Source organism: Pseudomonas sp. GW821-FHT07F05, from assembly GCF_059418765.1.
Genome location: NZ_JBWKQL010000013.1, coordinates 99,175 through 112,052 on the forward strand (window position 1 = coordinate 99,175; position 12,878 = coordinate 112,052).

The window sequence follows — 12,878 nt, forward strand, 5'->3', positions numbered from 1 at the left end:
GGTCCATCTCTGGCATTGTCCGGGCGATGGGGGGCGTGAGACTGTCCTGCTGTGGTTGTACACCGCAATCAGCTGACAAACGCGAACCCTGTGGGAGTGAGCTTGCTCACGAAGAGGTCTGCCCATTTAACGTATCTTCATCGCCTGTAACCCGGCATTCGCGAGCAAGCTCGCTCCCACTGGGGCCAGGGGTGTCAGACAGCCTACTTGTATAGAACATGACCCTTTCCCGCCTCGCCCTCGCCTTCTCCCTCATCCCTGCCACGCAGGCCTTCGCCGACCAGCCTGATCGCGAAAGCGCCCTGAAGCTGGACAGCGTGCTGATCAGCGCCAATCGCCAAGTCGAGCAGCGTGATGCCAGCACTGCGGCGAGCACCGTATTCACCCGCGCCGACATCGAGCGGCTGCAACCCGGCAGCGTCACCGACCTGTTGAGTCGCGTGCCCGGCGTGCAAGTGGCGCCCAGCGGCGGCCGGGGCAGTTTGCCGGGGATTTTCATTCGCGGGACCAAGGCTGCGCAGAGTCTGGTGTTGGTCGATGGGCAGCGCATTGCCAATGCGACGTCGGCGGACAGCAACCTGCAATACCTCGACGTCGAGCAGATCGAGCGCGTGGAAGTGCTGCGCGGTTCTCGTTCGGTCATCTACGGCGCTGACGCCATTGGCGGCGTGATCCAGATCTTCACCCGACGGGGCGCCGATCAAGGCCTCCAGGCCCGCCTGCATACGGGTTTCGGCAATCGAGGCACCCAGCAGCAGAGCCTCGGCCTGTCGGGCGGCGATCAACAGACGCATTTCAACCTCAGCACCAGCCTGGATGAAACGGCAGGCATCGACCGCACCGGCCCGTCCTTCGCCAGCGATGACGATCACGACGCCTACCGCAATAAATCCCTGAGCCTGAACCTCAGCCACTGGCTCAGCGACGACGTGGAGGTCGGCTTCAACGCTCTGGATAACCGGGGCAAGACCGAGTTCGACAACCCGTTCGGTCTGTTCGACCCGGTCACGTTCAACACCGTGGGTCAGCAGCAATACAGCAAGTTTGACCTGAGCAGCCTCGGCACCTACGTCGACGCCCGCATCAACCAGACCTGGAAAACCCGTCTGGAGCTGGGCCACAGCGAGAACCGCGAAAAGACGCTGGATAAGCTGAGCGACGATCACTACGTATTCAACACCTACCGCGACTCGTTCAATTGGCAGAACGACCTGACGCTGGATGACCGCAACAGCCTGATCCTGGGTGGCGACTGGTACGAAGACCGCGTCAACAGCAGCACGCCGTTCGACGAGGACAGCCGCTGGAACCGCGCGGCGTTCATCCAGCATCGTTTCAAAGGCGAGCACTTCTCGGCCGAGCTCGGCCTGCGCCATGATCAGAACGAGCAGTTCGGCAGCCAGAACACCTGGAGCGGCACCCTCACCGTTCCGCTCAATGACGCCAACGACGTGCTGCTGTCCTACAGCGAAGGCTTCCGCGCTCCGACATTCAATGACCTGTATTACCCGGACTTCAGCAACCCGAATCTCAAACCCGAGCACTCCAAAACCTACGAGCTGCAATGGCGCAGTCGCCTGAGCGAAACCGCCCGCCTTGAGGCCTCGCTGTATCGCACTGATCTGCAGGACGCGATTGCCCTCGACAGCGACTTTCGCCCTCAGAACATCGGCTCGGCACGGATCAAGGGTGTCGAAGCGTCCCTTGAGCAGCAATTGTTCGGCTGGACCGGCAAGCTCGGCGCGTCGGTCATCGACCCCCGTGATCGGGACACCGGCCATACGCTCAACCGCCGCGCCCGCCGAACCCTGAACCTCGATCTTGATCGGCAGTTCGATCGCCTGGGCGTTGGCGCCAGTTGGCAGGCCGTCAGCGATAGCTACAACGACGAGGCCAACACCCAGCACATCGGCGGCTATTCGTTGTTTGGATTGCACAGCAGCTGGAAAGCCAGCGACGAAGTGAAGCTTGAGTTCAAACTGGATAACGCCCTGGACAAACGCTACAGCCGCACGCTGTACAGCTTCGATGGCAGCAATTACGGCTATCGCGAAGAGGGTCGAACGTGGATGTTTGGCGTGACCTGGACGCCTGAGCTGTAGATGTTCAGCCCGCCTGATCTAGCGTTCTGGCGCTATTACGCTGCACACCTTCGCCACCGCTTCCACCATCTGCCCGCTTGCTCGTTCGAGGCCTTTATCGGGCACGGCAAACAGGCGACCGGCTTTCACGGCCTTCAACTGCGGCCAGGTTTTCCATGCTGGCAACAATGCAGCGTCGCTGGCGAGAATCACGTCCGGATCTCGCTGCAGCACTGACTCGATACTCACCTGCGGCGCCGGCAGGGTCAGGTCTTCAAACACGTTGCGTGCGCCGCAGACGGTCAGTGCATCGCTGATGATCTGGCCGCCGCCTACGGTGTAAAGCGGCTGATCCCACACTTGGTAAAAGACTCTCAGCGGGACATCGCGGCGATAACGCTCACGCAATCCGGCCAATCGCTGACGGAAATCCCCCGCTACTTGTCGTCCACGATCGGCGAGGCCAAGGCGTTCGCCCATCTGCTCGATCTGATCAGCCAGTTCTTCCAGCGTGTGAGGCTCGGCGGTGTAGGTGGGAATATTCAGGCGCCTCAGTTGATCGCGCTGGGCCGCGCTGACACTCCCGGGCCATAGCAGCAAAAGATCGGGCTGCAAACTGAGCAGGCGCTCGATGTCGAGCTGCCCGTAGCGACCCACCGAAGGCAGGCGTGCCACCTTTGTCGGGCGTGGACCGCCGTCGAGCACACCGACCAGCAGATCGGCGGCATCCAGTTCGATAACAATTTCAGTAAGAGAGGGTGCGAGGCTAACGACCCGCTGCGCAGCGCCGGCCTGAAAAGCAACCAGCAACAGGAGAAAGGCAACCCAGCGGCGCATCAAGCGCGTCCAGCCTGCGCCAGACGACGGCGCAGACTGCAAAGCATCACGCCGGATCGACTTCGCTCTGATGCTCGTTACCCATCATGTGACCCAGCTTGCCGGCCTTGGTCGCCAGATAGAGCTTGTTGTGCGGATTGTGGCCGGTGTGCAGCGGCACACGCTCGGCGACGGTGATGCCCATGTCTGTCAGCGCTTTGACTTTGCGGGGGTTATTGGTCATCAGACGCAGGGACTGGATGCCCAGATGCTCCAGCATCGGCAGGCAAATGCCGTAATCGCGCTGGTCAGCGGCGAAGCCCAGGCGCTCGTTCGCTTCAACGGTGTCGGCACCGCCGTCCTGCAATTCATACGCGCGGATCTTGTTCATCAAGCCTATGCCGCGGCCTTCCTGGCGCAGGTACAACAGCACGCCGCGGCCTTCGGCGGCGATGGCGCGCAACGCCGCCTCAAGCTGGGAACCGCAGTCGCATCGCTGACTGAACAGCGCATCACCGGTCAGGCATTCGGAATGCACACGGCCGAGCACCGGGGCGCCATCTGACACATCGCCGAGGGTCAGCACGACATGCTCGCGACCGTTTTCCTGCTCGAGAAAGCCGTTCATCTTGAAAGTGGCAAAAGGGGTAGGCAGCTTGGAAGCCGCGACAAATACGACGGGCACCGGGTGCTCCTGATCAGTATGAGGGCTGGAAATTCGCAACATTGTAACAGCAGGTTCCGGCAGACGCTTAGGCTGAATTGTCGGCCAATCAGATCAACAAGTTTGATCAGTGGGCAGCGTCATTACCGGATTGACGACCGTCTGTGTCGAACGGATACGCATGCTTCCAGCGTGCAAAGATCGGCCGCAGCTTGCCGCTGTGCACAAGTTCGCCCATCCGTACGTCAAACAGATCCCGCAGCGCGTGCCCTCGCGGGGTATCGGCAAAGCTCAGGTACAAAGGAATGGAGGTGAGATAGGTCAGCCGATAACGCTGAGGATCGTCGCTTTGGGCGAGGACAAAGTCCATTTCCGGTTTGGCATCGATGTACAGATCCGCGCGCCCGTATTCGAGCATCGGCAGAACGTGATCGCGCCGGGCGACCTCGTTGAAGTGCGTCACGTTGGGCAGATAGTGCTGATACTCGTAGCCACGCACCCAGGCCAAACGGTATTTGCCCAGCGTCTGCAGAGAAGGAAGCGGCTTGGAGGCCAGACCCAGCGTGTAAATCTCGTCGGTGTCGTAGTTCCACTTCGAGTAGAGCGTGCCCTCTACCTCATCCTTATAGGCGGCAATCCACGCGTCGGCCTCGCCCCGCTGCACCAGCCCGACCGCGCGGGTGTACGGCTCGATGCGCTGCTCAACCTTGACGCCGGCCGGCTCGAAGATCTCCCGCATCAAATCCCAACCCAGCCCCGTGCCGTCGGTTTCGGTGTAACCAATCCAGTGCTCGCTGACCAGCTGGATGTCAGTAGGCTTGTCAGACATCGGCGCAGGGGTTGCCGCATCGGCAGTCGCCCAGACACTTGTCATCAGCAACCACACAGCGAGCAGCCATCCCACCCCTGAACGCCTCATGAGCGTAGCCCCTACATCACGGCCCACAGCCAGACCAGCCCTTGCATCGCCAGCCATGCGAACACACCGGCCAGGACATCATCCAGCATGATGCCGACGCCGCCGTGCACATGCTTGTCGATCCAGTGAATGGGCCAAGGCTTGAGGATGTCGAAAAAGCGGAATACCAGGAAACCCACCAGCAGCCAGCCCCAGCCTTCGGGTACCAGCCACAAAGTAATCCACATCCCGACCATCTCGTCCCAGACGATGCCTTCATGGTCGTGAACGCGCAGGTCGTCCGCCACCTTGCCGCACAGCCAGAAGCCGAACAGGATCGTCAGGCCAAGGACCAGCCAATAGCCCCAGTCCGGTAGCATCTGCCACAGGGGAATAAACGGCACGGCAACCATTGAGCCCCATGTGCCGGGCGCTTTGGGCAATGTGCCGGAGCCGAAACCGAAGGCCAGGAAATGCCACGGATTGGTCCAAACGGACGGAGGAACGTTCTCCGCCGGGACCTGATTAGGATGATCTGTCACCGTGTCTCCTGAAAATGTTGATAGCCCCGAATCAACGGGGTGACGTCCTGCCCAAGTGCGTCGATCAGCGCCACGCCGTGGCCTTCGACCACCCGACCCAGAACGAAAACAGGCAAGCCTGCAGCCTGAAGTTCAGCCAGCCATGATGGCGGCAACGTGAAGGCCAGTCTGTAGTCATCGCCCCCACTGAGCGCCGCACTCAACGCCGCATCAGGCCCAAAAAAACTCAGCAGCGCGTCAGACATCGGCACTTTTTCGCGCTCAACGAGCAAGCGCACGCCCGAGGCGGTGGCGATATGTCCGCAGTCGGCGAGCAGTCCGTCAGAGATGTCCAGCGCCGCGCTGGCCTTGCCGCGCAACGCGATGCCCAGCTCGAACTGCGGCTGCGGCGACCAGTAACGCGCCAGCAAGGCCTGAGTGGTAGACGCCTCGGTGCTGCGCTGGTTCAACACCAACGGCAGCGCTCCGGCCGCGTCGCCCAGCGGACCGCCCACGCACAACAAATCGCCGGGCCGTGCGCCGCTTCTGGTCAGGGCCTGCCCGTTGGGGACCGTGCCGAAAACGGTGACCGTCAGGCTCAACGGCCCGCGCGTGGTGTCGCCACCGATCAGGCGCAGGCCGCAGCCTTGGGCCATGGTGTTCAAACCACGGGCGAACGCTTCCAGCCAGTCGGCGGAAACCTGCGGCAAGGTCAGAGCAAGGGTAAAAGCGAGAGGACTGGCGCCCATGGCAGCCAGGTCGCTGGCCGACACGCCGAGAGCGCGCTGGCCGAGCAGGAAAGGATCGCAGACGTCGGGGAAATGCACCCCGGCGACCAGCGTGTCAGTGGAGATGGCGAGTTGCTCGCCAGCGGCCACCGACAACAGGGCGCAGTCGTCGCCGATCCCCAAGGCAACGCCTTCGCCGGGCTGCGCGCAGGGCGCAGCGGCAAAGTAATTGCGGATCAGCTCGAACTCGCCCATGGCGGAGACGCTCAGGTTCTGGAGAAACCCAGAAGCCTCAGCGCTTGTGCGCCTTCACTTCGACTTCGCGCAGACGCGGAGCCAGCTTGTCGAGCACGCCGTTGACGAACTTGTGGCCGTCGGTCGAACCGTAGACTTTCGCCAGCTCGATACCTTCGTTGATGACCACGCGGTACGGCACGTCGATGCGCTCCAGCAGCTCCCAGGTCGACAGACGCAAAACCGCCAGCTCAACCGGGTCCAGCTCGTCGATGGTCAGGTCCAGACATGGCGCCAGCGCTGCGTCGATTTTGTCCTGATTGCCCGGAACACCGTGGAGGATGTCGTGGAAGTAAGCGGCGTCGACGGAGGTGAAGTCGTTGTCGACGCGAAATTGTGCTTCGATTTCGTTCAGCGACTGGCCAGCCATGTGGCGCTGGTAAAGGGCCTGCATCGCCATCTGGCGAGCGGCACGACGCTTTTCGCTTTTCGATGGCTTGCCAGCGTCTGCCGCACGTGGATCACGCGGGTTGAACTGATCGCTTTCGTCGTTAATCACTTGGCCTCCAACTGCGCCAACAGGCTGACCATCTCGATGGCGGACAAGGCAGCTTCAGCGCCTTTGTTGCCGGCCTTGGTGCCGGAGCGTTCGATCGCCTGTTCGATGGAATCGACGGTCAAGACGCCGAACGCGACCGGTACGCCGAACTCCATGGACACCTGGGACAGGCCCTTGGTGCATTCGCCAGCGACGTATTCGAAGTGCGGGGTGCCGCCACGAATGACGGCGCCGAGGGCGATGATGGCGGCGAATTCGCTGCGTTGAGCGACCTTCTGCACGACCAGTGGGATTTCGAACGCGCCCGGTGCGCGGATGATGGTGATGTCGCTTTCGCTCACGCCATGGCGAACCAGGGCATCAACGGCACCGCTCACCAGGCTTTCGACGACGAAGCTGTTGAAGCGGCCAACCACCAGGGCATAGCGACCTTGGGGGGCGATGAAGGTACCTTCGATGGTCTTCAGGGTCATTCGGCTGAGTCTCGTGTTCTCGTATTAAAGAGCATGAAAGCGCGCATCGGGCGCGCGCTCTCAGGGATTTTAGGCCACGAATGGGCGACTGCAGGGACCAGAACCACCCACGGCTGAACGCTGTCGGGGCCTGTCACCTGCCGGTCTTTATTCGGAGGGCACGTATTCTACAACTTCCAGATCGAAACCGGATATCGCATTGAACTTCATTGGCGAACTCATCAGGCGCATTTTGCGCACGCCGAGGTCACGAAGGATCTGCGAACCGGCACCGACGGTGCTGTAAGTGGTCGGCGTCTTGATCGGTGTGCCGCCAGCGGTTTCACGCACATGGGCCAGAACCGTGTCGCCATCGAGCGGGTGACCGAGCAGCAGCACGACGCCGCTGCCGGCCTCGGCCACGGTCTTCATGGCAGCGCGCAGGCTCCAGCGGCCGGGCTGCTTGACCATCAGCAGGTCGCGCAGCGGGTCCATGTTATGCACGCGAACCAGTGTGGCTTCTTCCGCGCAGATCTTGCCCAGCGTCAGCGCCAGGTGCACGTCACCTTCGACGGAATCGCGGTAGGTCACCAGATTGAAATGGCCCAGTTCGCTGTCGAGAGGCTGCTCGGCGATCCGCTGAACGGTACGTTCGTGGATCATCCGGTAATGAATCAGGTCGGCAATGGTACCGATCTTGATGTTGTGCTCGACCGCGAAAGCTTCCAGTTCAGTACGACGGGACATGGTGCCGTCGTCGTTCATGACTTCGCAGATCACGCCGGTCGGCTCGAAACCGGCCATGCGCGCCAAGTCGCATGCCGCTTCCGTGTGGCCTGCGCGGGACAGTGTGCCGCCGGCCTGGGCCATCAGCGGGAAGATGTGGCCCGGGCTGACGATGTCTTCGGCCTTTGCATCCTTGGCAGCAGCGGCCTGAACGGTGCGCGCGCGGTCGGCGGCGGAAATCCCGGTGGTCACACCCTCGGCGGCTTCGATGGACACGGTGAACTTGGTGCCGAAGCCCGAGCCATTGCGCGGCGCCATCAATGGCAGTTTCAGGGTTTCGCAGCGCTCGCGGGTCATCGGCATGCAGATCAGGCCACGGGCGTAACGCGCCATGAAGTTGATGTGCTCGGCCTTGACGCACTCGGAGGCCATGATCAGATCGCCTTCGTTCTCGCGGTCTTCGTCATCCATGAGGATGACCATCTTGCCTTGGCGAATGTCTTCAACCAGTTCTTCGATGCTGTTGAGCGCCACGCGGCACCCCCTTCAATTCAGGATTTGAGGTAGCCGTTGGCGGCCAGAAAGCTTTCGCTGATGTTGCCGCCCTGGGCAGGCGTCGGATCAGCCGCTTTGTCACCGAGCAGCAAACGCTCGAGGTAACGCGCCAGCAGGTCGACTTCCAGGTTGATCTTACGGCCCGGGCGGTAGTCGCCCATGATGGTCTCGGCGAGCGTGTGCGGCACAATGGTCAGCTCGAACTCGGCGCCGTTGACGGCGTTCACGGTCAGGCTAGTGCCGTCGATGGTGATTGAGCCTTTGTGGGAGATGTACTTGGCCAGCTCGCGCGGGGCGCGCATGCGGAACTGGATCGCACGGGCGTTTTCTTCGCGGGACAATACTTCGCCGACGCCGTCGACGTGGCCGCTGACCAGATGGCCGCCCAGGCGGGTGGTCGGGGTCAGGGCTTTTTCCAGATTGACCCGGCTGCCGGTTTTCAAATCGACAAACGCAGTGACGTTCAGGGTTTCGCGGCTGACGTCGGCCCAGAAGCCGTCGCCTGGCAATTCAACGGCGGTCAGGCAGACGCCGTTGACCGCGATGCTGTCGCCCAGTTTGACGTCGGAAAGGTCGAGCTTGCCGGTCTCTACGTAAACGCGGACGTCGCCGCCTTTCGGAGTGATGGCGCGGATGCTGCCGATGGATTCGATGATGCCGGTAAACATGGGTGCTCCTGGAAAACAGGGCCAGCGCTGGGCGCGGAAGCCGGAATTATACGCCGGGGTGCGACGCGGGTATCGCAATGACTCGCCAGTCATTGCCGACCGCGCGCATTTCGACGATCTTGAGTTCGAGCGCCTCGCTCATCTGCGCCAGCGGCAGGTCCAGCAACGGTCGCGCCGACGAGCCCATGAACTTGCCCGCCACGAAGATCTGAAATTCATCCACCAGGCCCAGTCGGGTAAACGCGCCAGCGAGCTTGGGACCGGCTTCGACCAGCACGTCATTAACGCCCCGGGCCGCCAGTTCAACCAGCAACTTGCTCAGGTCGACATGCCCGCCGCTGCTGGGCAGTGCCAGCAGTTCGTGGCCTTCGTCGTGGTAGCGCCCCCGTGCTGACGCTGCCGCGCAGGTCGCCACCAGCGCGTTGCCCGCTTTAAAGAAGGGCGCGTCGAGAGGCACACGCAAACGCCCGTCGATCAACACGCGCAACGGCGGGCGGGTCGCGGCCAGGGCGCTGAGTTCGGCGTTCAGGCCCAACTCGTCAGGGCGCACGGTGAGCCGCGCGTTGTCGGCGAGCACGGTATCGGCGCCGGTCAGCACCACGCTCGACTGCGCACGCAGGCGCTGTACGGCAGATCGCGCTTCAGGGCCGGTGATCCACTGGCTTTCGCCGCTGGCCATGGCCGTGCGTCCGTCGAGGCTCATCGCCAGCTTGACCCGCACGTACGGCAGGCCGTGTTCCATACGCTTGAGAAACCCTTTGTTAAGCGCCCGCGCTTCGCTTTCGAGCACGCCGCTCTGCACCGCAATGCCCGCGTTCATCAGGCGCAACAGGCCACGGCCGGCGACGTCGGGATTGGGGTCTTGCATGGCGGCGACCACACGCGCCACACCGGCATTGACCAGCGCGTCGGCGCACGGCGGGGTGCGGCCATGATGGCTGCAGGGTTCGAGGGTGACGTAAGCGGTAGCGCCCTTCGCCTTGTCGCCCGCCTGGCGCAGGGCATGCACTTCTGCGTGGGGCTCGCCGGCGCGGACGTGCCAGCCTTCGCCGACAATTGCGCCATCACGCACGATCACGCAGCCAACACGCGGGTTGGGATGCGTCGAGTAGACGCCTTTGCGCGCCAGTTCCAGCGCCCGCGCCATGTAGGCTGCGTCGAGCACGCCTTGCTCTGTCGAGGTCATGCTCACTCTTTAACCGGCTCGCGGGCCAGTCGGTCGATTTCTTCGCGGAATTCGTTGAGGTCCTGAAACCGCCGATAAACAGAAGCAAAGCGGATGTAGGCCACTTCGTCGAGCTTCTGCAATTCGCCCATGACCAGCTCACCCACGATCAGCGATTTGACCTCGCGCTCGCCGGTCGCACGCAGCTTGCTTTTGATGTGGGCCAGGGCCGCTTCGAGACGCTCGACGCTGACCGGGCGCTTTTCCAGCGCGCGCTGCATGCCGGCGCGCAGCTTCTCTTCGTCGAAGGGCTGACGGCTGCCGTCCTGCTTGATCAGCCGGGGCAGAACCAGTTCAGCGGTTTCGAATGTGGTGAAGCGTTCTTCGCAGGCGACGCATTCGCGGCGGCGGCGAACCTGATCGCCTTCAGCAACGAGGCGCGAGTCAATGACTTTGGTGTCGTTGGCACCGCAAAAGGGACAGTGCATGGTGGCAGGCAACAAAAAAAGGGAGGGCCATGGTAGCGCATCTCGCTGGCAAGACAAGTCCGAGGCTTTAAGGTATATAGACGCGCATTCAGTGCGGTGAAACCCCTCGCACTCAGCGATACTGCGCCATCCCGTGCGTATCTCGCCCGCATTCTGCTTTGTCTGGAGCTGTTCATGACGCTACGTACGCTTGCTGTAATCAGCCTTGTGGGCCTGCTCGCTGCCTGCAGCACGGCCGAAGCGCCGAAACCTGCGGCGCCCGCCAAACCTGCGCCCAACGCCATTACGCTGCCGGAAGGGCAAGGTCCGTTGCAGCCGTTCCAGCGCGAATTGAGCGGCCAGTTGCTGGGCGTGCCGGCCGGCGCAGAAGTCGAACTGGCGCTGCTGGTCATCGACGATCGCAATCGCCCGCAGAAGCTGCTGACCAGTACCAAACTGATGGGCAACAACCAGTCGCTGCCGTTCCAGCTGCGTTTCAATCCGGAAGCTTTCCCGGTGGGTGCGCGTGTCGAATTGCGCGGTCGCGCCAGCAAGTCGGGGCAGCTGATTCTGCATCTGCCGTCCGTATTGATCACCCAACCCACCACTCAGGCGCTGGGTCAGCTGCAATTCGCTCCCGCGCCGTGACCGCTCCGCTTCACCTGCAAGCCGCATTGGGCGAACTGTTGGGCGATGCGCAACTGGCTGCCGAAGCGCTGCCGGGGACGGACCTGAAGCTGTGGCTGATCGACGCGAACAATATGGATCGCGCGTTCAGCCCCGAAGAAACCCGGCGCATTCTCGAAGACCCGCCCTACTGGAGTTTCTGTTGGGCCAGCGGACTGGCGCTGGCGCGCTTTCTCGCCGAGCAGCCGCAGTGGGTCGCGGGCAAGCGCGTGCTGGATTTCGGCGCGGGCTCGGGCGTCGCAGGTATTGCAGCGATGAAGGCCGGGGCGCTTGAAGTCGTCGCCTGTGATCTTGATCCGCTGGCGATCGAGGCCTGCCGGGCCAACGCCGAGCTGAACGGCGTGACGCTTCAGTATTCGGGGGACTTCTTCGCCGAAGACGATCGTTTCGATCTGATCCTCGTGGCGGACGTGCTGTACGACCGCGCCAACCTGCCGTTGCTGGATCAGTTTCTCAGTCGCGGAAAAGAGGCGTTGGTGGCCGATTCCCGGGTGCGGGATTTCCAGCATCCTCTTTATAAAAGACTGGGGATTCTGGAGGCGCTGACGCTGCCCGATCTGGCCGAACCGTGGGAGTTTCGCAGGGTGAGTCTTTATCATGCGGTCAGGTCATGACTCGCTTCGCGCGCACAATTGTGCGGCAGGCATCAACCCCGCTTTCGACAATCCCCCCAGCGCTTTATAGTTCGCGCCATCAAGCCTTTTTTCGAGACCCGCGATGAGCCAGGACACGCCGTACATCTTCGATGCGACCACCGCCACTTTCGATCAGATGGTCATCGAGAATTCCTTTCACAAACCCGTGCTGGTGGATTTCTGGGCCGAGTGGTGTGCGCCGTGCAAGGTGCTGATGCCGCTGCTGCAACAGATCGCCGAGAGTTATCAGGGCGAGTTGCTGCTGGCTAAGGTCGACTGCGACGCTGAACAGGACATCGTGGCGCGCTTCGGCATTCGCAGCCTGCCCACCGTGGTGCTGTTCAAGGACGGCCAGCCGGTAGATGGGTTCTCCGGTGCTCAGCCTGAATCGCAAATCCGCGCACTGCTTGAGCCCCATGTGCAAATGCCACCGCCGGCCGCCGCCGACCCGCTGAAAACCGCGCAGGCGATGTTCGCCGAGAGCCATTTCGCCGAAGCCGAAGCGGTTCTGCAGACCATCCTCGCCGAGGACAACACCAACGCTGCCGCGCTGATTTTGTATGCGCGCTGCCTGGCCGAACGCGGCGAGCTGACGGAAGCCCGCACGGTACTGGACGCTGTGAAGAGCGATGAGCACAAAGCCGCGCTGGCCGGGGCGAAGGCGCAATTGACGTTTCTGGCTGAAGCCGCCGCGTTGCCTGACGTCGCCGAGCTGAAGTCGCGCCTGGCGCAGAACCCGCAGGACGACGAAGCCGCGCACCAACTGGCGATCCAGCAATTGTCCCGTCAGCAATACGAAGCCGCGCTGGAAGGACTGCTCAAGCTGTTCATCCGCAACCGCAGCTACAACGAAGGCCAGCCGCACAAGACGCTGCTGCAGGTGTTTGACTTGCTGGGGAATGATCACCCGCTGGTCACGACCTACCGTCGTCGGCTGTTTGCGGCGCTTTACTAGCCTCCCCTGCTGAAGCCGGTCTTTTGATGGACCGAGCCAGTCCCAAGGAATGTACGCGGTCTACTTG

Annotated in this window: 15 protein-coding genes; 4 read left to right on the forward strand and 11 right to left on the reverse strand. The window is 62.4% G+C overall.

The window, feature by feature from the left end:
• Window positions 1-218: 218 nt before the first annotated feature.
• Window positions 219-2,102, forward strand: a complete 1,884-nt coding sequence (locus AC07RO_RS22290) for a TonB-dependent receptor domain-containing protein (protein WP_495087106.1) — start codon at window positions 219-221, stop codon at window positions 2,100-2,102.
• Window positions 2,103-2,120: 18 nt separating this feature from the next.
• On the opposite strand, the gene AC07RO_RS22295 is transcribed toward AC07RO_RS22290, so the two are convergent.
• The 11 genes from AC07RO_RS22295 to nrdR form a co-directional block, all read right to left on the reverse strand.
• Window positions 2,121-2,918, reverse strand: coding sequence for a cobalamin-binding protein (locus AC07RO_RS22295; protein WP_495087107.1), 798 nt, complete (start codon window positions 2,916-2,918; stop codon window positions 2,121-2,123).
• A 46-nt stretch (window positions 2,919-2,964) separates the two neighbouring features.
• Window positions 2,965-3,582, reverse strand: coding sequence for a GTP cyclohydrolase II (ribA, locus tag AC07RO_RS22300; protein WP_192173797.1), 618 nt, complete (start codon window positions 3,580-3,582; stop codon window positions 2,965-2,967).
• Between the two features lie 106 nt (window positions 3,583-3,688).
• Complete coding sequence (locus tag AC07RO_RS22305; RefSeq protein WP_346627626.1) at window positions 3,689-4,435, reverse strand: substrate-binding periplasmic protein; 747 nt, start codon at window positions 4,433-4,435, stop codon at window positions 3,689-3,691.
• A 56-nt stretch (window positions 4,436-4,491) separates the two neighbouring features.
• On the reverse strand, window positions 4,492-5,001 hold the full coding sequence (locus tag AC07RO_RS22310) for a phosphatidylglycerophosphatase A family protein (protein ID WP_346627625.1): 510 nt from the start codon (window positions 4,999-5,001) through the stop codon (window positions 4,492-4,494).
• Complete coding sequence (gene thiL / locus AC07RO_RS22315) at window positions 4,998-5,963, reverse strand: thiamine-phosphate kinase (RefSeq protein ID WP_495087108.1); 966 nt, start codon at window positions 5,961-5,963, stop codon at window positions 4,998-5,000. The genes AC07RO_RS22310 and thiL overlap by 4 nt, the downstream gene beginning before the upstream one ends.
• A gap of 37 nt (window positions 5,964-6,000) precedes the next feature.
• Entirely contained in the window at window positions 6,001-6,501 is a 501-nt protein-coding gene (nusB, locus tag AC07RO_RS22320; RefSeq protein ID WP_282370125.1) for a transcription antitermination factor NusB, read from the reverse strand.
• Window positions 6,498-6,974 carry a 6,7-dimethyl-8-ribityllumazine synthase gene (gene ribH / locus AC07RO_RS22325; protein ID WP_037017809.1) on the reverse strand — a complete coding sequence of 159 codons (477 nt, stop codon included), beginning with the start codon at window positions 6,972-6,974 and terminating at the stop codon, window positions 6,498-6,500. The genes nusB and ribH overlap by 4 nt, the downstream gene beginning before the upstream one ends.
• Before the next feature lie 147 nt (window positions 6,975-7,121).
• Window positions 7,122-8,213, reverse strand: coding sequence for a bifunctional 3,4-dihydroxy-2-butanone-4-phosphate synthase/GTP cyclohydrolase II (gene ribBA / locus AC07RO_RS22330; RefSeq protein WP_495087109.1), 1,092 nt, complete (start codon window positions 8,211-8,213; stop codon window positions 7,122-7,124).
• Between the two features lie 17 nt (window positions 8,214-8,230).
• Window positions 8,231-8,902: a riboflavin synthase gene (locus AC07RO_RS22335; protein WP_495087110.1), complete on the reverse strand. Its 672-nt coding sequence runs from the start codon at window positions 8,900-8,902 to the stop codon at window positions 8,231-8,233.
• Window positions 8,903-8,948: 46 nt separating this feature from the next.
• A complete protein-coding gene (gene ribD / locus AC07RO_RS22340) occupies window positions 8,949-10,088 on the reverse strand; it encodes a bifunctional diaminohydroxyphosphoribosylaminopyrimidine deaminase/5-amino-6-(5-phosphoribosylamino)uracil reductase RibD (RefSeq protein ID WP_495087111.1) in 1,140 nt (379 codons plus the stop codon).
• A 2-nt stretch (window positions 10,089-10,090) separates the two neighbouring features.
• Window positions 10,091-10,555, reverse strand: coding sequence for a transcriptional regulator NrdR (gene nrdR, locus AC07RO_RS22345; RefSeq protein ID WP_065988433.1), 465 nt, complete (start codon window positions 10,553-10,555; stop codon window positions 10,091-10,093).
• 174 nt (window positions 10,556-10,729) lie between these two features.
• Between nrdR and AC07RO_RS22350 the strand changes: the two genes are divergently transcribed.
• The 3 genes from AC07RO_RS22350 to trxA all read left to right on the forward strand — a co-directional run bounded on the left by AC07RO_RS22350 (window position 10,730) and on the right by trxA (window position 12,811).
• On the forward strand, window positions 10,730-11,182 hold the full coding sequence (locus AC07RO_RS22350; protein ID WP_463583027.1) for a hypothetical protein: 453 nt from the start codon (window positions 10,730-10,732) through the stop codon (window positions 11,180-11,182).
• Window positions 11,179-11,835, forward strand: coding sequence for a class I SAM-dependent methyltransferase (locus tag AC07RO_RS22355; RefSeq protein ID WP_495087112.1), 657 nt, complete (start codon window positions 11,179-11,181; stop codon window positions 11,833-11,835). The genes AC07RO_RS22350 and AC07RO_RS22355 overlap by 4 nt, the downstream gene beginning before the upstream one ends.
• Window positions 11,836-11,938: 103 nt before the next feature.
• Window positions 11,939-12,811 (forward strand): thioredoxin, encoded by an 873-nt coding sequence (trxA, locus tag AC07RO_RS22360; protein WP_192173806.1) that lies wholly within the window; start codon window positions 11,939-11,941, stop codon window positions 12,809-12,811.
• The last annotated feature ends 67 nt before the right edge of the window (window positions 12,812-12,878 follow it).